The organism is uncultured Citricoccus sp. (assembly GCF_937871995.1).
Taxonomy (GTDB): Bacteria; Actinomycetota; Actinomycetes; order Actinomycetales; family Micrococcaceae; genus Citricoccus.
Genome location: NZ_CALMQR010000048.1, coordinates 1 through 18552, shown reverse-complemented (window position 1 = coordinate 18552; position 18552 = coordinate 1). Strand labels below are relative to the sequence as shown.

The following is an 18552-nucleotide window of genomic DNA, read 5'->3' as shown; positions in this document are numbered from 1 at the left end:
CCGGTTTGACGAACGGCGAGTTACACGGATGTAATTCACTGCAGAACGGTCACGGTGACCCCGGCGCTTCCCACCGCTCACCACTGACCTCCGTTGTGTTCGGGCCACATCCCGCGTGGGATGGGTCGGGCGTGTGCCCCGGTTCCCGCGGAGGAGGTGGTCGGTTGGCGCGCCCCGAGCCCGTGCCCACGCCACCAGCGCCGGAGATCCCGGTTCGGAGGCCAGCAGCGTGAGAACGGGGAGGAATCGCATGGAGAATGCCCAGCAGGTCCAGAGGATCCAGCAGAACGGCAGTGTCAGGGCACTGGAGGGCACGCACCCCGGACGGGCAGTCCCCGCCGACTGGTTCCTGGACCCGGCGGACCCGGACGCCGCACGCCGGCTGCAGGAGGATCAGTCCCTCGAGGACCAGGCCACGGCCTTCCTGGCCGAGCACGACGGGACCGAGGACCCGGACGCCGGGCAGGGGCACGCCACCGTCACGGCCCTGCATCCCGGAGGCCCGGCGCCGGAGCGCGCCGACCGGACCCCGGGCAGCGCGGGGGCGGACCGTCCGGTGGCCTGGCTGGGCCTGCCCGGCTTCGCCGACCCCCGGGACGTCGACGGCGAGCTGGCCTGGCAGGTGGACGCCCTGTGCGCGCAGACCGACCCCGAGGCCTTCTTCCCCGAGAAGGGCGGCTCCACGCGGGACGCCAAGAAGGTCTGCAGCGCCTGCACCGTGCGCAGCGAGTGCCTGGAGTACGCCCTGGGCAACGACGAGCGCTTCGGCATCTGGGGCGGACTCTCGGAGCGGGAGAGGCGACGCCTGCGGAAGCGGTCGGTCTGATCCCCTCTCCTGCCACCCTCCCGGCCCACGTCGCCGGGGGTGAGCGCACCGACCCGTACGTCACCGCCGCGGTGGTCGTCGACCGCCGGCCGGACCTGGCCGCGGACGCCGTCCGCTCCCTGCTGGACCAGGACCGCGCCCCGGACGGCATCGTCGTCGTCCTCGCGCGCGAGGCGGACGACGACCTGAGGGAGGCGCTCTCCCGCATGGCCGACGACGCCGGCCGGGCCGTCCGGTTCATCCAGTCACCCGTCACCCGGCTCGCCGACCGGCTCGCGCTCCCCGGCTCCCCGGGGGACGCCGGGCCCGGCGGCGCCGAGCACTGGCTGTGGTGGCTGCACGACGACGCCCGGGCCGCCCCCGACGCCCTGCGCCGGCTGCTGACGGCCGTGGAGACCTCCCCCTCCGTGGCGATCGCCGGGTGCAAGCAGGTCGAGCCGGGCCGGCCCCGCCACCTGCTCGACGTCGGCCTGGCGGTCACCGGCGCCGGCGAGCCGGTCAGCCTGATCGAGCCCGGCGAGCTGGACCAGGGCCAGTACGACGGGCGCACCGACGTCTTCGCGGTCTCCGCCCCGGGACTGCTGGTCCGCGCGGACGTGTGGACCGCACTGGGCGGGCTGGACCCCGAGGGGCCGGCCCCCGCGGCCGCCGTCGACCTCTGCTGGCGCGCCCGTCTCGCCGGGCACCGGGTCGTGGTCGTTCCCGAGGCCGTGGTCGGCCACGACGGCGCGGGAGAGGGCCTGTCCGCCGGCACGGCCGCCGTGCGGGAGTCCTCGCTCTGGCTGCGCCTCAAGCACGCCCGGCCGCTGGCCCTGCCGTTCCTCTGGGTGGGGGGACTGCTCGCCGGACTCGGCGGATTCCTCGCCGCCCTGCTCGCCAAGGAGCCCGGCCGGGGTGCCGCCCACCTGAACGGGACCGTGCGCACCCTCGTCCGCCCGGGCTCGCTGGCCCGGTCCAGGCGACAGGCCCGGCGTACCCGGCGGGCGCCGCGGTCCGTCGTCGACCCGTTGCGGGCCGACCGACACGAGGTCCGCTCCTACCGGCGCAGCCTCGTCGACCTCGAGGCGCCCGACGAGGTCATCGGGGACGGCACCGGGTCCACCGGCACCGGGACCGAGGCGACCGGCGACCACGACGACTTCACCGCCCTGGCGACCCCCGAACGTGCCTGGGTGGGAACGGGCCTGGTGTTCGCCCTGTTGCTGCTCGGGGGACTGAGCCTCTTCGGCCTGCGCCACCTCCTGGGTGCCGAGGCCCTGTCCGGGGGCTCCCTGCTGCCCCTGTCCGGGGCGCCGGCCGACGTGTGGCACCACGCCACCGCCGACTGGTCCGCTGCCGGGGCCGGGGCCTCCGTGCAGCCCGGCCCCTTCGGCCTGGTCCTGGCCGTGCTCGGGGCGACCGGTCACGGTTCGGCGGTCCTGGTCTGGCTGACGATCCTGGCCATGCCGCTGGCGGCCCTCGGTGCCTGGGCAGCGGCCGGCGCCGTGGACCGTGGCCGGGCCGCCCGCCTGCTGGCCGCCCTGCTGTGGGGACTCTCACCGGCACTGCTGACGGCCTCGGGCCAGGGCAGGCCGGGGGCCCTGCTGGTGCACCTGGCGCTGCCGTGGCTGGCCCTGGCCGTGCTCCGGGCCACCGGCTCCGCCGCCACCCACCGTCCGGACACGGACGGTGTCCCGGCCGACGTCCTGATCCGGCCGGGACACCGCGGCGTGGTCTCCTGGACCGCCTCCGGCTGGACCGCGCTGCTGCTGGCCGTCATCGGTGCGGCGTCCCCCGCGCTGCTGCCGGTCCTCTCCGGGGCCGTACTGGCGCTGGCCGCCGTGCTGCGCCGGCCTGGCCGGACGCTGTGGTGGACCCCGGCTCCGGCGCTGGCCCTGTTCCTGCCCGCCCTGGTGACCCACTGGACGGACCTACGGGCCGTCCTGGGTGATCCCGGCGTCCCCCAGGCGTCAGACCCGGCCCCGGCCTGGCAGCAGCTCCTCGGTTTCCCGGAGGCCTTCGCCCCGGACTCCGGGCTGCGGGCCCTGCCCTGGCTCGACGCCTGGATCCCCGGCTTCCCCTGGGCGCTGACCGCCGCACTCGTGATCGGCCTCCCGGTGCTCGTGCTGGCCGTGGTCGGCGCAGCCCGTCGCGGCCGGGCCGGACAGGTCGCCCGCGCCGCGGCGCTCCTCACCGTGCTCGCCGTCGTGGCCGGTTCGGTGGCCCCCCTGGTCGCCGTCTCCCTGGGAACCGACGGCCGGCTGGTCACCGTGTTCACCGGCCCCTTCACCTCGACCGCCGTGCTCGGGGTCTTGCTCGCGGCGGTCGCGGGCTCCACCGTCCTCGGGGCCCCGGGCGCGGCCCGCCGCACCTGCGCCGCCGTGCTCGCCACCGCCGCGGCCGGTTCCGTCCTGCTCACGGCCGGGCTCTGGGTCATCCCGCGCGCCGTCCCGGCCGAGGCCCTCCAGGCGGCCGGCACCGAGTCACTGGAGCTGCGCTCGGGCGACGGCGAGCCGGATCCGGAGCTGTCCACCCTGGGGACCGGGTCCGCCGTGGTGGCCAGTCCCGTCCGGCTGGTCCCGGCGACCGCCGCGGACCAGGGGACCAGTGCGCTGGCCACCCGCACCGTGGTGCTGGAACGCCGCGCGGAGGAACTGCAGGTCCGCCTCGCCGGGGGCACCGGGCCCACCCTGGACCGGCTCAGCGCCGGGTGGGCGGCCCGGTCGCTGTCCGGCCCGCTCCCGGACCCCCGGGCCGCGACGCCGGACGCCGCGGACGAGGCCCTGCGCAGCCTGGCGGCCGGTCTGGTCTCCGGCACGACGGCGGACCCGCGCCCGGTGCTGGAGTCCTTCGGCGCGGCCTTCGTCGTGCTGAGGGACACCGACGGCGGGGAGCTCGGCACCGCGGCCTCCATCGACGCGGTCCCCGGCCTGGCCCCGGTGGGCCTGACCGACTCCGGCTGGCTGTGGCGGGTGATCCCGTCCCGGGACGGCGGCATCCCGGTGGCCGGTGACCACGGACTGCAGGACCGGATGGGGTTCACCACGGCGCGCGTCCGACTGGAGGACGCCGCGGGGAACACCACCCACCTGGTGGCCCGCGACGGGGACCGGGTGGACACCCGGATCGCCACGGCGACCGCCGCGCGCGAGGGCGAGGAGGCCGAGGGCGGCCGGCGCCTCGTGCTGGCCGAGCGGGCCGACCCTGGCTGGCGGGCGACCCTCGACGGGGCACCCCTGGAACCGGTGGCCGTGACCGGTGGCGACTGGGCCCAGGCCTTCGAGCTGCCCGCCGGCGGCGGACGGCTCCAGGTGTGGCACGAGCCGTCCGGCGGGAGCTGGACCTGGTGGATCGGCGGTGCACTGCTCGTGCTCGCCGTCCTGCTCGCCATCCCGTCCCCGGTGCGCCGCACCGACGCCCGCGCCGATGCCCACGCCGGGACGCGCGAACGGCCCGGCGGGGGACACCGCGGGCCACGCGAGGGGACGGTCCGGCGATGAACGCCTTCCAGCACTCACCCCGGTCGGACGACGAGCCGGTGAGCAGGGGACAGCGCAAGACACAGCAGGCCGCCGCCGCGCGAGACCAGCGGCGCCAGGCCGCCCTGCACGCGCACGAACGCGGACTGGGCCGGCGGGGGCGGGTGTCCGCCGGGGTGGCCGGGGCGGGCGTCGTGCTCCTGGTGGCCGGCGCGGTGGCGCTGGGCAGCCTGGCGGCCCCGGTTGCGCCCGCGGTCGACGGGACGGCAGCGCCCGCCCGGCTCTCCGCGGCCCCCGCGCAGGGCGTGTGCCCGCCGCCTCCGCGACTGGCCCGGGGCGCCGGGGACGGGACGGACACCCAGTTCAGTCCCGTCTCCACCACGGCCGACTCGAGCCTGACCTCCGTCCTGCTGTCCAACCTGGCCGGCCGGTTCCCGGGCAGCACCCTGCGTCCCCTGGTGCCGGGTGCGAGTGCCGGGGACGGCCAGGAGACCCGGCGGCTCACCCCGCGCCAGCCCGAGCGGGTCCAGCAGGGTGAGCCGGCCACGGCCGGGCCGGACGGCGTCCCGGTCCGCGAGGCCAGCGTCGAGGCGCTCGGGGGAGCAGACGGCGAGGCGGCCGCCGTCGCGGTCGAACCGCTGGGCGGGCAGCCCGCCGGGGCGGACACCGTCTCGGCGTACTCCGCCGCGGACGGGGACCTGGCCGGCACGGACGCCACCTCCTGCATCCCCCCGGCCCACGAGCACTGGCTGACGGGGGCGGCGACGACGGTGGGGACCACCGCCGTCCTCGTCCTGTCCAACCCCTCCGCGAGCGCCAGCACGGTCGACCTGAGCCTGTACGGCGCCGAGGGGCCCGTGGAGGCGGCCGGCACGGCGGGCATCGTCCTGGCCCCGGGGCAGACCCGTTCCCTGGTGCTGGGCGGCCTGGCCCCCGGCGAGCAGCACCTAGCCGTGCGGGTCAGTGCCCAGGGCGGGGCCGTGGGCGCCTTCATCCAGCAGAACCGCTTGTTCGGCCTCGTCCCGGGCGGGGTGGACGTGATCCAGCCGACGGCGGCGCCCGCGCCCCGGACAGTCGTGCCCGGTGTCGCGGTGCCGGGTCCCCGGACGGTACGCGGGATCGCCGGCCAGGACGGTTACGAGGGCGTGGGGCCCGCCGTGACGATCGCCGCCCCCAGCCTCGCGGCGACCGCGGAGGTGTCCGTGAGCGGTCCCGACGGGCCGGCGGAGCTGCCCGGCGGCGGGGTGGTGCGGGTCGGGGCCGGGTCCACGGTGCGGGTGCCGCTGACCGGCCTGGACGCGGGCACGTACACCGTGGCGGTCAGTGCGGACGCGCCCGTGACGGCCAGCGCCCAGGGGCAGAGCGGCACGGCCGGGGGGCCGATCGACGTGTCCTCCGTGCCCGCCGTCCGTCCCCTGGGGGTGGAACGGGTCGTCGCGCTGCCGTCCTCCGCCACCTCGACCCTGGCGCTCTACGCGGAGCAGGGCGGTGCGGTGGAACTGACGCCCGTGCTCGCCGACGGGAGCCTCGGTGAGCCGACCGTGCGGCGGATCGGTCCGGCGGCCACGCGGACCGTGTCGGCCGCGGGACTGGCGGACACGGGCGACACCGTGTCCGGTGTCCTGCTGGCCACGGTGCAGGGCGAGGTCCACGCCGGGGTCTCGGTCCGGACCGCCCAGGGGATCTCGGCCTATCCGGTGACGCCGCGCGTCGAGCGGTCCGGCGGGCTGCCGGTGCGGGTCGGGTACTGACCCCCGGCCGGGCCGGCACGGCCTACCAGTGGAAGTCGGGGTCCACGGACTCCGGGGCCACGCCGGTCAGTGCCGCCCACTGCTCCACGACCGCCCCGTAGACGAGGTCGGCCAGCAACGACGGGGCCGGGCACCGGGCCTCGATCGGCCGCCGGTGGATGGTGATCACCACGGTGCCGTCAGGGTCCCGCCGGGTGGTACCGGTGGGGTCCTCGACCAGCTCCGCACCCCAGACCCGGACGAGTTCCAGGCGCTCCTCGAGGCCCTCGGGCACCATGGTGGCGCGGAAGCGCGCCTGCTCCACGGCCGGTCCGCACAGTTCCGCCAGCCGTTCGACGGCCGCGGCCAGGTGGTCGTCGAACCTCTCATTGCGCGTGCGGGACCCGGGCAGCACTCCCGGCAGCAACGGGCCGCGCAGTCCCCGGCCCCGGCGGTCCCGCCGGGCGTGGCGCGCGGGCGGAACACCGGGGACCCCGGTTCCAGCGCCCCCAGTGACCGCAATCGGTTCGAAGGACATCATGACTCGATGCTAGTCCCGCACCGCCCCGGTGTGTACCGGGCACGCCTCCCCACGAGAGCCCGCCGGGGCGGTAGGGTGGTCTGCCGTGGGATCGATACGCCAGTGCTCCAAGACCAGCTGCCGGACGGCGGCCGTGGCGACCCTGACGTACAACTACGCCGACTCCACGGTCGTCCTGGGGCCGATGTCCCGGCTGGCCGAGCCGCACACCTACGACCTGTGCGAGCGTCACGCGCGGACGATGACCGCGCCCAAGGGCTGGGAACTGCTGCGCATCGAGGCGCCGGAGGGCTCCGTCCCGCACCCGCCGCCCGAACCCGACGACCTGCTGGCCCTCGCGCACGCCGTGCGAGAGCCCGCGCCCCGGGAGGACCCCCCGCGGCCCACGGTGCGCCGCGGAACCGGTCCCGACGCCGGCCCCCGGCCGGAACCGCTCAACGGCGAGGCCCCGGCCCGGCCGGGACGGCCCGTGCTGCGCCTGCTGCGTGACTCCGGCGAACGCTAGGCCCGGGCGGGCCCGCTGACTGTTCTAGGCTGGGGAGCATGACTGAGATCCCTGCCGACAGCGCCCCGAGCCCCGCGACCGATCCGGGCTACGCCAACCGCGTCACCGTGCCCGGGGCCACCTTCGACTTCGCCGTCCGCGACCTGTCCCTGGCCGAGGCCGGCCGGCACCAGATCCGCCTGGCCGAGCACGAGATGCCCGGACTGATGGCCCTGCGCGAGGAGTTCGGCGAGGCCCAGCCCCTCAAGGGGGCCCGCATCGCCGGGTCGCTGCACATGACCGTGCAGACCGCCGTGCTGATCGAGACCCTCACCGCCCTCGGCGCCGAGGTCCGCTGGGCGTCCTGCAACATCTTCTCCACCCAGGACGAGGCGGCCGCAGCGGTCGTCGTCGGCAACGGCACCCCCGAGGCCCCGGCCGGGGTGCCCGTCTTCGCCTGGAAGAACGAGACCCTGTCCGACTACTGGTGGACCGCCTCCCAGATCCTCGTCTGGCCCGGCGCGGACCAGGACCCGGAGCTGGGCCCCAACATGATCCTGGACGACGGCGGCGACGCCACCCTGCTGGTGCACAAGGGCGTGGAGTTCGAGGCCGCCGGCGCCGTGCCGAGCCCCACCACGGACGACGCCGAGGAGTACCAGATCATCCTGGAGACCCTGCGCGCCTCCATCCACGAGGACCCGCAGCGCTTCACCAGGATCGCAGCGGGCATCCGCGGCGTCACCGAGGAGACCACCACGGGCGTGCACCGGCTCTACCAGCTGGCCGAGGCCGGCCAGTTGCTGTTCCCGGCCATCAACGTCAACGACGCCGTGACCAAGTCCAAGTTCGACAACAAGTACGGCATCCGTCACTCGCTGCCGGACGGCATCATGCGGGGCACGGACGTGCTGATCGGCGGCAAGACCGCCGTGGTCTGCGGCTACGGGGACGTCGGCAAGGGGGCCGCCGAGGCCTTCCGCGGCCAGGGCGCGCGCGTGGTCGTCACCGAGGTGGACCCGATCAACGCCCTGCAGGCCGCGATGGACGGGTACCAGGTGGTCCGCCTGGACGAGGTCCTGGCCTCCGGTGACATCTTCATCACCACCACCGGTGGCAAGGACATCATCATGGCCCAGGACATGCTGCAGATGAAGGACAAGGCGATCGTCGGCAACGTCGGCCACTTCGACAACGAACTGGACATGGCCGGACTGTCCCGGGTGGACGGCGTGGTCAAGACCGAGATCAAGCCGCAGGTCCACGAGTGGACCTTCGACACCGGCACGGACACCGAGCGCTCGATCATCGTGCTCTCCGAGGGCCGGCTGCTGAACCTGGGCAACGCGACCGGGCACCCGTCCTTCGTCATGAGCGCCTCCTTCACCAACCAGGTGATGGCCCAGATGGAGCTCTTCGCCCGCCACGGCTCGATCACCGGCGAGGAGTACGGCAAGCAGGTCTACGTCCTGCCCAAGGTCCTGGACGAGAAGGTCGCCCGCCTGCACCTGGAGGCCCTCGGCGCGCACCTGACGGAGCTGAGCAAGGACCAGGCCGAGTACCTGGGCGTGGACGTGGCCGGCCCCTACAAGCCGGACCACTACCGCTACTGAGTTCTGTCCTCTCGTTCTGACCCATCACAGGATGGACAAATCCCCCCGGTATGACCGGGGGATGTGTCCATCCTGACGGGTTTTTCCAGGATATGGTCGGCGGTCAGGCGTAGGGCAGCGAGCGCATGCGCCCGGCGGCTGCCTCGGTGGCCCGCTGTTGCCGGGTGAGCCGGGCGTAGTCCCGGTTGCGCCGCTCGGCCATCACGGCCAGCAGGAACTCCTCCATGGTGGCGCCGGCGGGCGGTCCCGGGGCCACGAAGGGCGCCACCCGGGCCGCCAGCCGGACGGCCGTGGCGTTCCGGGTGATCGGGGGGACCCGGTCCGCGGCGCGCAGGAACTGGGCCACGGAGGCGGCCAGGGCATCCGGGATGCGCCCGACGTCGGCCACGGCCGCCCAGCCCGTCATCGTCCCGGGCACCCCGGGCAGGGGTGCCGGCACGCGTGGCCGTCGCTCGGTGACCACCCGGGTACCGGCCACCATGTCCGCCAGCCGCTTGCCCCGCTCGTTGAACAGCGAGGCCAGCACCGCCACCGAACCGAAGGTCATCCACAGTTCGAACACGCCCAGCAGGACGCGGACCAGGACGTGCCGCAACCGGACCGCGCCGCCGTCGTCCCGGACCACCCGCAGGCCGAAGGCGAGCTTGCCGGGGGAGCGGCCCCGGCTGACGGTCTCCCACGCCAGGGGCAGGCCGACCAGGCAGGCCACCACCAGGGTGAGGACCGTGGCCTGGGCGGCCGCGGGGTCGAGCCCCTCGCCGACGGTGGCCGCCAGGGCCCATGCGGACAGCGCGAAGGCCCCGGCGATCACCAGGCCGTCCAGCAGGGCGCCGCCGGCGCGCACCACGAACGAGGCCGGCCGCACCTGCAGGACCACGGCCTCACCGGTCACCACCGTGGTCATCATGCGTCCTCCCTCGTCGGGCCCTGCGGAGCGGGCCTCGGGCCAGCGTAGCCGCCGGTACCCTGAGGACCGTGGACCTGGACGCCTACACCGCCGTGCACCGCTCCCTGTGGGAGCGTCTCGACGCGTTGGCCAGGACCCGCCGGCTCGACGCCGGGCAGGCCGACGAGCTGCTCGAGCTCTACGGCCGGGCCTCGGCCCACCTGGCCGTGGTGCAGGCCCACGACCCGGACGGCCCCCAGGCGGTCGGGCTGTCCATGGTCCTGTCCCGGGCCCGCAACCGCATCACGGGTGCCCCGTCCAACGCGGCGGCCGGGCTCTCCCGCTTCTTCGTGGAGCAGTTGCCCGCGGCGTTCTACCGGATCCGCTGGCTGACCGTGGTCCTCGGGGCCCTGTTCTGCCTGGTGGCGGCCTGGTTCGGCCTCTGGGTGGCGCAGGAGCCGCAGGTGCTGGCCGCGCTGGGCAGCGAGGACCAGGTGCGCGAGTACGCCGAGGAGCGGTTCACCGGGTACTACTCCGAGAACCCGGCCGCGTCCTTCGCCGGCCAGGTCTGGACGAACAACGCCTGGATCGCCGCCCAGGAGGTGGCCTTCGGCATCACCGGCTACTTCGTGCCCTACGTCCTGTTCCTCAACGCCCAGGGCGTGGGGATCTCCGGTGGGGTGATGGCCGCCCACGGCGAACTGGACACCTTCTTCCTGTACATCCTTCCGCACGGGTTCATGGAGCTGACGGCCATCTTCATCGCCGGGGCGGCAGGCCTGCGGATCTTCTGGGCCTGGGTCGCCCCGGGCCAGCGGACCAGGCTGGACTCCCTGGCCGCGGAGGGCCGGTCCCTGATGACCGTGGCCGTCGGCCTGGTGCTCGTGCTGGCCGTCTCCGGGGTGGTCGAGGGATTCGTGACGCCCTCGGCGCTGCCCCACTGGCTGCGCCTGGGGCTGGGGGCCGCGGTGCTCGCCGCGTACTGGACCTACACGCTCGTGCTTGGCCGCCGCGCGGTGCGTGCCGGGGCCACCGGGGACCTCGAGGCCCACGACGCCGGCGCCCGCCGGCTCACCGCCTGAGTGCGGCCCCGCCGACGCCGGGAGGAGAGGGGATCGTGCCCGGTCGCGGTGCGCCCCCGACGGCTGGGGTCCGGACGACACTAGGCTCGGTGCCGAGGTCAGGCGACAGCGCAACGAGCGGGAGGCAACACCATGGCACGCACGAGTCCGGGCGGGGACAGCCGGGAGGACCGGGACACCGTCGACGACTGGGGTGGCACCCGCGGGGAGGACCTGGAGGCGCCGCAGTTCGAGAGCGGCCTGGACTACGCAGCGTACGTCGAGGACGATGCCGCCGACGGGACCGAAGGGACCGAAGGGAGCGGCGGGAGCGGCGAGGCCGCGTCCGGGACCGCGGACGGAGCCGCTCAGGCCACGCCCGGCGCCGGGGCCGTCGGCAGCACCGTCGCGGGCCCGGACGGGGTGCGTCCCCGCGAGGCCGAGCACTCCACGGACGAGATCCCGGCGTCCGCCGCCCGGGATGCCCGGGGGGATGCCGGGCGGGATGCCGGGTGGAGCGCCGACCGGGGCTCCGACACCGAGGTCCTGTCCGGTCTCGACCGGCGCGCGACCGCCCAGGCCGAGGCTGGCACCCAGCCCACCCAGTCGATCGACCGCAGTGAACTGGAGCGCCTGGCCGCCGGCGACGGTGCCGGGATCGGCGCGGCAGGAGCGGTAGGAGCGGTAGGAGCGGCAGGCGCGGCACGGGACACGGACCGGGACCTGCCGGGTGCCCGTGCCCGGGGCGCGGAGGCCGACGTGGTGACCGCCACCGCCCGGCCGGAGCCGGAACCCCAGCCCGCGAGTGCCTGGTCCGGTGGCCCGGGTGGCCTGCCGGCACCGGTGGCGGGGCACCCCCGCGGCCCTGCCGCCGGGCCGGCCACGCGGGATCCAGAGGAGAACCGCCGTGAGCTGCGCGACGCGGAGGCCCGCGCCGCCGCCCGCGACGAGGCGCTGAAGGGGTCCCCGACGGGACCGCGGGTGATGCAGGTGCTGCTGGCGGTCTTCTTCCCGGTGGTGGTGCTCATCGCCGCCGTGAGGCTCGTCGCCTCGCCGGTGTTCCTGTGGATCGAGTACCACCGCCCGGGCTTCCCGGACGACCCGTACGGCTTCACCACCGACGACCGGCTCACCTACGGGTCCGCGGGCATGGACTACCTGTTCAACGCCGCGCCGGAGCGCTACCTCGGGGACCTCCAGCACGACGGGTCGGCGCTGTTCACGGGCACCGAGGTCTCCCACATGACGGACGTCAAGCTCGTCATGCTCATCACGATGGGCGTGGGCCTGCTGCTGGGCCTGCTGTGCCTGCTGTTCATGGTGGCGCTGTCCCGCGCCGCCAAGGGCGGGATCCGCCGTGCCCTGTTCGCCGGGTCCCTGTGGATGCTGGTGGTGCTGATCGCGCTCGGCGTGCTGGCGGTGCTGGGCTGGCAGCAGTTCTTCGCCGCGTTCCACGGCCTGTTCTTCGCCGAGGGCACGTGGACGTTCCTGGCCAGCGACGCGCTGATCCGGCTCTACCCGAACCAGTTCTGGATCGATGCCGGGCTGGCCGTGGGCGTGCTCGTCCTGCTGACCCTGGTCCTCACGCTGGTGTTCACCTGGCCCACCCGGCGGCGCCGGTACGACTCGCGGCTGGCCCAGGAGGACTTGATCCGGCGCCGGAACGACTGGGCGGACGCGGCCTGACCACGCGTCCGCGACGGCGGCCGGGAGCACGGTGCTCCCGGCCGCCGTCGCGTTCCACGGACAGGCCGGGCCCGGGGGATCAGTCCGCCCGGTAGAGGTCCTCGATGGCGGCGGCGTAGTCGTCCATGACGACCTTGCGCTGCAGCTTCAGGGAGGGGGTCAGGTGGCCGGACTCCTCGGTGAGCTCGGTGTCGAGGATGAGGAACCGGCGCACGGACTCGGCGCGGGAGACCTGTTCGTTGGCCGCGTCCACCACCTTCTGCACCTCGTCCCGTACCCGCGGGTCCGTGCAGGCCTCCTGCAGGGTCGGCGCCGGCAGGCCCTGGGCGGTCGCCCACTGGGACAGCCCGTCGGGATCCAGGGTGACCAGCGCGCCCACGTACGGCCGCCCGTCGCCGACCACGACCACCTGGGAGACCACCCCGGAGGACCGGATGGCCTCCTCCAGCGGGGTGGGGTAGACGTTCTTGCCGCCGGCGGTGACGATGATCTCCTTCTTCCGCCCGGTGACGTAGAGGAAGCCGTCCTCGTCCAGCCGCCCGATGTCCCCGGACCGGAAGAACCCGTCGGCGTCGAAGGCGGCGGCGGTCTCCTCCGGCAGCCGGTGGTATCCGTCGAACACGATGGGGCCCTTGATGAGGATCTCCCGGTCGTCGGCGATCCGGATGGTGGTGCCGGGCACCGGCAGCCCCACCGAGCCCACCCGCGTGTGGCCGGGGATGTTGAGGGTGGCCGGGGCCGTGGTCTCGGTCAGGCCGTAGCCCTCCTGCATGCCCAGTCCCGCGCCGCGGAAGAAGTGGGCGAGCTCGGGGTTCAGCGCGCTCGCCCCGGAGACGGTGTACTTCGCCGCCCCGCCCAGGATGGCCCGGATCCTGGGGTACACGAGCCGGTCGAACAGGGCGTGCCGGGCCCTCAGCAGCGCGCCCGGGCCGTTGCCCTCGCCGCGGGCCTGGGAGTCCAGCGCCTCGGAGTACTCGACCGCCGTGCGCCGGGCGGCCGCGAAGACCTTCTCGGTGCCACCCTCGCGGGCCTTGGCGGCGGCGCCGGCGTCGAGCTTCTCGAACACCCGCGGCACGGCCAGCAGCCAGGTGGGGTGGAAGGAGGCCAGGTCGGCGGTGAGCGTCTTCAGGTCCGAGGCGTGGGCGATCTGGATGCCGCCGACGAGGCAGACGTACTGCACGGCGTGGGCGAGCACGTGGGCCAGCGGCAGGAACATCAGGGTGCGCTGCTCACCCCCGCCCACGATCTGCTCTGCGAAGGGCAGCAGGTTCACCGCGCCCACGGCGAAGTTGCCGTGCGTGATCCGGGTGCCCTTCGGCCGCCCGGTGGTCCCGGAGGTGTACACGAGCGAGGCGAGGTCGGCCAGCGTGGCGCTCGAGCGCGCGGCCTCCAGCGCCGCGTCCGTCACGCCCCGCCCGGCCTCGGCCAGTGCGGCGAGCCCGGCGGCGTCCAGGAACTCGATGCCCACCTCGACGCCGGCCAGTGCGGCCGCCCGCCGCACGGCGTCGGCCTGGCGGTCGGCCGCCGTGAACACCAGCCGGGTGCCCGAGTCCGTCAGGATGTGCTGGACCTGGTGCGGGGAGGACGTCTCGTACACCGGCACGGAGGCGGCCCCGGCGAACCAGATGGCCTGGTCGATCACGGCCCACTCGTAGCTCGTGGGGGCCATGATCCCCACCATGGACCCCGGCTCCACGCCCCGGGCGATCAGCCCCTTCGCCACCGCGCGCACCTGCTCCAGGAAGGCCGCGTAGGACACGTCCACCCAGCCGCCGGCACCGTTGCGCACCGCGTACGCGGGGGAGTGGGGGCGGGCGGCCGCCACGGCCAGGACATGGTCGGTGGCATTGGTCTCGGCCGGGAGGTCGGCGACCCGGTCCGTGCTGGCTTCTAGCATGCCCCGATGCTATCGGCTCAGATCCAGCTGCTCATCCACATGCGTGCCCGCCACTGCTCATAGGGGATCATCTCCCCGGTCCAGACGGGCATGAAGAACGCGCTGGTCAGCACGGCCACCAGGACGAACGACAGCACCAGGACGGTGTTCCGGCGGCGGTTCACCGGCCCGCCCAGGCGCAGCAGCGCCCCCAGGCACAGGGTGACGGCCAGCACGAGGAAGGGGGCGTAGGCCACCGTGTAGAAGAAGAACATGGTGCGGTCCGGCCAGAGGAACCAGACCAGCTGGCCTGCGGCGTAGGCGCCCAGGATCGCCCCGGCCCGCCAGTCACGGCGGCCCAGCCAGATGAGCACCAGGGCCAGGACGGCCAGCAGGCCGGCCCACCAGATCACCGGGTTCGCCAGGTCGGTGATCGCCGCGGAACAGGTCTCGACCGGGCAGCCGGCCGCACCGTCGTCGTACCCCTGATAGTAGAAGGAGGTGGGCCGGCCCATGAACGGCCAGGTCCACGGGCTCGAGGCGTAGTCGTGGCCGGACTCCAGGCCGCCGTGGAACTGGGTGGACTGCCGGTGGTAGTCGGCCAGTGAGCGCAGCGCCCCGGGGACCAGGTGCTCCCACCACGCCACCGGCGGATGGCTCAGGTGCCACTGCCGGTTGTACCCGCCGGCCGTGACGAGCCACCCGGTCCAGGTGGCCAGGTAGGTGAGCGCGCCGACGCCGACCACGGCGACGAAGGCGTACAGGCCGTCCCGGACGATCCCGGCGCGCAGCCAGTGCCGGATCCCGGCCACCCGGCGGGCGTTGGCGTCCCACAGCACGCTCATCAGCCCGAACACCGCCACGAAGGCCAGCCCGGAGAGCTTCACCCCGCAGGCGGCGCCGAGCAGCACGCCGGCCACCAGCCGCCACGGGCGCCAGCCCAGCCAGGGTCCGTGGCGCCCCGCCCATGGCGGCGGCACCCCGCCGTGGCGGTCGGCGACGCCGGCCAGCCGGCGGGCGAGCAGGGCCCGGCCGTGCGCCCGGTCCAGCAGCAGCGCGCCGAAGGCGGCCAGCACGAAGAAGGACAGGAAGATGTCCAGCAGGCCGGTGCGGGAGAGCACCAGGTGGTGGCCCTCGACGGCCAGCAGCAGCCCGGCCACTCCGCCCAGGAACACCGAGCGGAAGAGCCGCTGGGCGATCAGGGCGGTCAGCAGCACGGACAGCGTCCCGGCGGCCGCCGCCGAGAACCGCCAGCCGACACCGTGGTCCGTGCCGAACCACAGCATGCCCAGGGCGATCAGCCACTTGCCCAGCGGCGGGTGCACCACGTACTCGGGAGAGTCCTCGGGCCGGGGATTCCCGGCGGCGAACTGCTCGTTGTGCTCCTCCGGCCAGTTCAGCTCGTAACCGGCCTGCAGCAGGGTGAAGGCGTCCTTGACGTAGTAGGTCTCGTCGAAGACCAACTGGTCGGGGTGGTCCAGCCGGGCCAGGCGCAGCACAGCGGCCACCAGTGTCACGGCCAGTGGGACGATCCAGCCCCAGTGGCCGGGGTGGAAGCGCTCCCCGAGCAGCCGCAGCCGCAGGGCGGACTCGGTGTACGCCTCGAGGGGGGTCTCCAGCCAGCGGTCACGCACGGGGGCCGGTTCCCGGCCCTCCGGCCGGGACGACGCCGCGGCGTCGGGCGCGGCCGACGGGGCGGAGTGCGGGGGCGGGAACACCCTGCCATGGTACGTGCAGGTCGGTGGGGGATCGCGGGCGCCTACGATGAGGGCATGGCTGATGCAGAGAACCCCGGTGGACGGATCGTGCTGGCGGCTACGCCCATCGGCAACCTCTCGGACGCCTCCGAGCACCTCAGGCACCTGCTGGCCACCGCGGACGTGGTGGCCGCCGAGGACACCCGCCGCGCCCACCACCTGGCCCAGGGCCTGGGCGTCAGGATCACCGGGAAGGTCGTCAGCCACCACGAGCACAACGAACGCGAGTCCACGCGGGAGCTGTTGGACGCCGCCCGGGACGGCGCCGTGGTGGCGGTCGTCACCGACGCCGGCATGCCGCTGGTCTCCGACCCCGGCTACCGGCTGGTCTCGACCGCGGCCCGGGAAGACGTGCCGGTGACCTGCGCGCCCGGCCCGAGCGCGGTGACCACCGCGCTGGCGCTGTCCGGACTGCCCACCGACCGCTTCGCCTTCGAGGGGTTCCTGCCGCGCAAGGAGGGGGAGCGCTCGCGACTGCTCACCGAGCTGTCCCGGGACGCCCGGACCCTGGTCTTCTTCGAGTCACCGCACCGCCTGGCCGCGACCCTGTCCTCCCTGCGGGAGGCCTTCGGGGCCGACCGCCCCGCCTGCGTGGCCCGGGAACTGACCAAGCTCCACGAGGAGGTGGTCCGGGACAGCCTCGAGGGCCTGCTCGAGTGGGCGGGCTCGAAGGACATCAGGGGCGAGATCGTCATCGTCACCGCCGGGGCCACCAGTGAGCCGGACACGGACACGGCCGGCCAGGTGGCCGACGTGGAGGTCCTCGTGGCCTCCGGCACCCGGCTCAAGGAGGCCGTGGCCACCGTGGCCGCAGCCCGCGGGGTGCCCAAGCGGGAGCTGTACGAGGCGGTCCTGGCCTCCCGGCAGTAGGGCCGAACAACGCCCCGACGGGCCCGCACAGTGCACCGGTGTCGCATTGTGACCTGTGCAGGATGGCCCCACGGGCGGCAGTAGTCTGAGGTGAACGGTCCCCGACGACGGCGACACCCGCCGCCGGCCGACCGAGCCGACCGACCGGAAATGAGGTTCCCCATGACTGTCACCGCCGAACGCGAGCAGGAACTGCTGCAGTCCGTCCCCACCGGCCTGCTGATCAACGGAGAGTGGCGGGACGCCAGCTCCGGCAAGACCCTGGACGTGCACGACCCGGCCACCGGCAAGGTCCTGCTCTCCATCCAGGACGGCAACTCGGACGATGCCCTGGCCGCCCTGGACGCCGCCGCCGCCGTGCAGGCCGAGTGGGCGCTGACCGCCCCGCGCGAACGCGCCGAGATCCTGCGCCGCGCCTTCGACCTGGTCACCGCCCGCGCCGAGGACTTCGCCCTGCTGATGACCCTGGAGATGGGCAAGCCGCTGGCCGAGGCCCGCGGTGAGGTCGCCTACGGCGCCGAGTTCCTGCGCTGGTTCTCCGAGGAGACGGTGCGCCACTACGGCCGCTACTTCACCTCGCCCGAGGGCAAGAACAAGATGATCGTGACGCACAAGCCCGTGGGCCCGTCGCTGCTGATCACCCCGTGGAACTTCCCGCTGGCCATGGCCACCCGCAAGGTCGCCCCGGCGGTGGCCGCCGGCTGCACCATGGTGCTCAAGCCCGCCAAGCTCACCCCGCTGACCTCCATGCTCTTCGCCCAGGTCATGCAGGAGGCGGGCCTGCCGGCCGGCGTGCTCAACGTCGTCGCCGGGTCCTCGGCCTCCGCGATCTCCGGGCCGCTGATGAAGGACTCCCGGCTGCGCAAGGTGTCCTTCACCGGATCCACCCCGGTCGGCGTGCGCCTGATGCAGGATGCCGCCCAGAACGTGCTGCGCACCTCGATGGAGCTCGGCGGCAACGCCCCGTTCCTGGTCTTCGAGGACGCCGACCTGGACGCCGCCGTCGAGGGGGCCATGGCCGCCAAGATGCGCAACATGGGCGAGGCCTGCACCGCCGCGAACCGCTTCATCGTGCACGAGGACGTGGCCGAGGAGTTCACGGCCAAGTTCGCCGCCGCACTGGCCGCATTGAACCCGGCCCGCGGCACCGAGCCGGACTCCACCGTGGGCCCGATCATCGACGGCGGCGCGCGGGACGACATCCACGCCCTGGTCCAGGAGTCCGTCGCGGCCGGCGGCGAGGTCGTCACCGGTGGCACCCCCAAGGAGGGCGAGGGCTTCTTCTACATCCCGACCCTGCTGTCCGTGGGCAAGGACAACCCAATCCTGTCCCAGGAGATCTTCGGCCCGGTGGCCCCCGTGACGACCTTCGCCACCGAGCAGGAGGCCATCGAGCTGGCCAACGCCTCCCAGTACGGCCTGGCGTCCTACATCTACACCAAGGACGTCAACACGATGTTCCGGGTCTCCGAGCAGATCGAGTTCGGCCTGGTCGGCTTCAACGCGGGCGTCATCTCCAACGCCTCCGCCCCGTTCGGCGGCGTGAAGCAGTCGGGCCTGGGGCGCGAGGGCGGCGCCGAGGGCATCGAGGAGTACACCACGGTGCAGTACATCGGCATCGCCGACCCCTACGCCGCGAAGAAGTAGTCCGGCCCCTCCACAGTCCCGCACACGGCACGGGCCCGGCTTCGGCCGGGCCCTTCCGGTCCGAACGGCATTTTATTGCCGAACCAAGCCGGGATCTGGCAAATTCCTGCCAGATCG

At 74.3% G+C, this 18552-nt stretch carries 13 protein-coding genes; 9 read left to right on the top strand and 4 right to left on the bottom strand.

The window, feature by feature from the left end:
• The first annotated feature begins 250 nt into the window (after nucleotides 1-250).
• The 3 genes from Q0283_RS04225 to Q0283_RS04215 all read left to right on the top strand — a co-directional run bounded on the left by Q0283_RS04225 (nucleotide 251) and on the right by Q0283_RS04215 (nucleotide 6035).
• Nucleotides 251-826, top strand: coding sequence for a WhiB family transcriptional regulator (locus Q0283_RS04225; protein WP_183523870.1), 576 nt, complete (start codon nucleotides 251-253; stop codon nucleotides 824-826).
• A gap of 71 nt (nucleotides 827-897) precedes the next feature.
• Nucleotides 898-4305: a glycosyltransferase gene (locus tag Q0283_RS04220; RefSeq protein WP_298043249.1), complete on the top strand. Its 3408-nt coding sequence runs from the start codon at nucleotides 898-900 to the stop codon at nucleotides 4303-4305.
• On the top strand, nucleotides 4302-6035 hold the full coding sequence (locus Q0283_RS04215) for a DUF5719 family protein (protein ID WP_183523876.1): 1734 nt from the start codon (nucleotides 4302-4304) through the stop codon (nucleotides 6033-6035). The genes Q0283_RS04220 and Q0283_RS04215 overlap by 4 nt, the downstream gene beginning before the upstream one ends.
• Before the next feature lie 22 nt (nucleotides 6036-6057).
• Here the strand turns inward: Q0283_RS04215 and Q0283_RS04210 are convergent, their stop codons facing one another.
• Nucleotides 6058-6555 carry a metallopeptidase family protein gene (locus Q0283_RS04210; protein WP_141565900.1) on the bottom strand — a complete coding sequence of 166 codons (498 nt, stop codon included), beginning with the start codon at nucleotides 6553-6555 and terminating at the stop codon, nucleotides 6058-6060.
• 85 nt (nucleotides 6556-6640) lie between these two features.
• On the opposite strand from Q0283_RS04210, the gene Q0283_RS04205 reads away from it, so the two are divergent.
• Both Q0283_RS04205 and ahcY read left to right on the top strand, forming a co-directional pair.
• Nucleotides 6641-7060 (top strand): DUF3499 domain-containing protein, encoded by a 420-nt coding sequence (locus Q0283_RS04205; protein WP_183523879.1) that lies wholly within the window; start codon nucleotides 6641-6643, stop codon nucleotides 7058-7060.
• A gap of 38 nt (nucleotides 7061-7098) precedes the next feature.
• Nucleotides 7099-8652 (top strand): adenosylhomocysteinase, encoded by a 1554-nt coding sequence (gene ahcY / locus Q0283_RS04200; protein ID WP_010142919.1) that lies wholly within the window; start codon nucleotides 7099-7101, stop codon nucleotides 8650-8652.
• A 103-nt stretch (nucleotides 8653-8755) separates the two neighbouring features.
• Here the strand turns inward: ahcY and Q0283_RS04195 are convergent, their stop codons facing one another.
• Nucleotides 8756-9559, bottom strand: a complete 804-nt coding sequence (locus Q0283_RS04195) for an RDD family protein (RefSeq protein ID WP_255459387.1) — start codon at nucleotides 9557-9559, stop codon at nucleotides 8756-8758.
• A 68-nt stretch (nucleotides 9560-9627) separates the two neighbouring features.
• On the opposite strand from Q0283_RS04195, the gene Q0283_RS04190 reads away from it, so the two are divergent.
• Complete coding sequence (locus Q0283_RS04190) at nucleotides 9628-10620, top strand: stage II sporulation protein M (RefSeq protein ID WP_183523882.1); 993 nt, start codon at nucleotides 9628-9630, stop codon at nucleotides 10618-10620.
• Between the two features lie 132 nt (nucleotides 10621-10752).
• Nucleotides 10753-12285, top strand: coding sequence for a TIGR01906 family membrane protein (locus tag Q0283_RS04185; protein WP_298043241.1), 1533 nt, complete (start codon nucleotides 10753-10755; stop codon nucleotides 12283-12285).
• 79 nt (nucleotides 12286-12364) lie between these two features.
• Here the strand turns inward: Q0283_RS04185 and Q0283_RS04180 are convergent, their stop codons facing one another.
• Both Q0283_RS04180 and Q0283_RS04175 read right to left on the bottom strand, forming a co-directional pair.
• Nucleotides 12365-14182: a long-chain fatty acid--CoA ligase gene (locus Q0283_RS04180; protein WP_183523885.1), complete on the bottom strand. Its 1818-nt coding sequence runs from the start codon at nucleotides 14180-14182 to the stop codon at nucleotides 12365-12367.
• 17 nt (nucleotides 14183-14199) lie between these two features.
• Nucleotides 14200-15879: a dolichyl-phosphate-mannose--protein mannosyltransferase gene (locus Q0283_RS04175; RefSeq protein ID WP_183523900.1), complete on the bottom strand. Its 1680-nt coding sequence runs from the start codon at nucleotides 15877-15879 to the stop codon at nucleotides 14200-14202.
• Nucleotides 15880-15933: 54 nt separating this feature from the next.
• Between Q0283_RS04175 and rsmI the strand changes: the two genes are divergently transcribed.
• Nucleotides 15934-16788: a 16S rRNA (cytidine(1402)-2'-O)-methyltransferase gene (gene rsmI / locus Q0283_RS04170; protein WP_183523903.1), complete on the top strand. Its 855-nt coding sequence runs from the start codon at nucleotides 15934-15936 to the stop codon at nucleotides 16786-16788.
• Nucleotides 16789-16950: 162 nt separating this feature from the next.
• Nucleotides 16951-18435 carry an NAD-dependent succinate-semialdehyde dehydrogenase gene (locus tag Q0283_RS04165; protein ID WP_183523906.1) on the top strand — a complete coding sequence of 495 codons (1485 nt, stop codon included), beginning with the start codon at nucleotides 16951-16953 and terminating at the stop codon, nucleotides 18433-18435.
• The last annotated feature ends 117 nt before the right edge of the window (nucleotides 18436-18552 follow it).

Bases quoted from the DNA above. Each gene is read 5' to 3' on its own strand.
- Q0283_RS04225 (WP_183523870.1), top strand. From the start codon at position 251: ATGGAGAATGCCCAGCAGGTCCAGAGGATCCAGCAGAACGGCAGTGTC.
- Q0283_RS04215 (WP_183523876.1), top strand. From the start codon at position 4,302: ATGAACGCCTTCCAGCACTCACCCCGGTCGGACGACGAGCCGGTGAGC.
- Q0283_RS04210 (WP_141565900.1), bottom strand. From the start codon at position 6,555: ATGATGTCCTTCGAACCGATTGCGGTCACTGGGGGCGCTGGAACCGGG.
- ahcY (WP_010142919.1), top strand. From the start codon at position 7,099: ATGACTGAGATCCCTGCCGACAGCGCCCCGAGCCCCGCGACCGATCCG.
- Q0283_RS04195 (WP_255459387.1), bottom strand. From the start codon at position 9,559: ATGATGACCACGGTGGTGACCGGTGAGGCCGTGGTCCTGCAGGTGCGG.
- Q0283_RS04185 (WP_298043241.1), top strand. From the start codon at position 10,753: ATGGCACGCACGAGTCCGGGCGGGGACAGCCGGGAGGACCGGGACACC.
- Q0283_RS04180 (WP_183523885.1), bottom strand. From the start codon at position 14,182: ATGCTAGAAGCCAGCACGGACCGGGTCGCCGACCTCCCGGCCGAGACC.
- rsmI (WP_183523903.1), top strand. From the start codon at position 15,934: ATGGCTGATGCAGAGAACCCCGGTGGACGGATCGTGCTGGCGGCTACG.
- Q0283_RS04165 (WP_183523906.1), top strand. From the start codon at position 16,951: ATGACTGTCACCGCCGAACGCGAGCAGGAACTGCTGCAGTCCGTCCCC.